The 919-nt window shown below is 53.6% G+C and carries 2 pseudogenes; both read right to left on the reverse strand.

Annotated elements, in window-relative coordinates:
- Positions 1 to 3 precede the first annotated feature (3 nt).
- Positions 4 to 700 (reverse strand): annotated as a pseudogene (locus CUC53_RS17770) (DUF2931 family protein).
- Positions 700 to 919, reverse strand: a pseudogene (locus CUC53_RS17775) (DUF2235 domain-containing protein); the annotation flags it as partial. The pseudogenes CUC53_RS17770 and CUC53_RS17775, both read right to left, overlap by 1 nt.

Here is a 919-nt window from a genome sequence, read left to right on the forward strand (position 1 = left end):
TCTTTAATTGACTGGCTCGGTATCGGTTTTTGGCTGCGCGGCGCGATAGCCATCCATGATGGGGGCCCACGCCATGCCCGTGGGAATGGGGTATTGGCGGTACGCTTCGCCAAACTCTTTATCAAACGCTTCCCAACTTTCTTTATATTCATGAGCGAGAGGGTAATCATAGGGATAGGCATCATCGGTGATTTCAGGGGCGATCCCTCTGGCCAATAGAATATCGGGGGTGACATTAACATTTCGCAGGTACACCTCCACATAGCCACCAGGAGCCATGCCTATACCAATCTTTTTGCGGCGAACAATACGCCATTCGTTACCTACTTTTACCCGATAACGCTGGGCCAACAACGTTTCGAGGTTACTTGGCAATGGCAAGGTTATGCCATAGCGCTTTTTATCGTGATACGAGACCCACTCCATCGACACTCGGTCTGGGGCGGCGGAAACGCCATTACGTCCCTTGCCTATGCGCCAGATATAATCCTTTTCTTTTAATGCCTTAGGATCAACAAATCCTGCAGTACCATCGATCGAGGCATTCACTAGCTTATCGCCACGATGGAGGTCTACCTCAGTTCACCCAAATCTCATCGGCATTTGAGCCCACCATATGGTCCCACTCTAGTTCTCGGGGGCCACGTTGGCAGGCCGCCAGCAACGGCACAAGCAGCAGTAATAACGTCAGTCGCCGCATCAGAAACCCCCTCGGTCATTGGCATTGATTTGGCGTTGCTCGCGCTCGGCCAGTGGTCGGTCGCTGGGGCCAACCTTGTTGGAGCTAAACGCAAGGGCCGGGTAGGCACTGTAGTGCAGATAGCGCAGCCGCAGCTCACGATAGACCGCCTCGTTAAGGTTGTGGGTCAAATCCACCACCCGCCCTTTTGCCTTGCCCGCATTGACCCACCCTTGATCC

Origin of the sequence: Aeromonas cavernicola, assembly GCF_002795305.1 — a bacterium.
In the GTDB taxonomy this organism is placed as follows: Bacteria; Pseudomonadota; Gammaproteobacteria; order Enterobacterales; family Aeromonadaceae; genus Aeromonas; species Aeromonas cavernicola.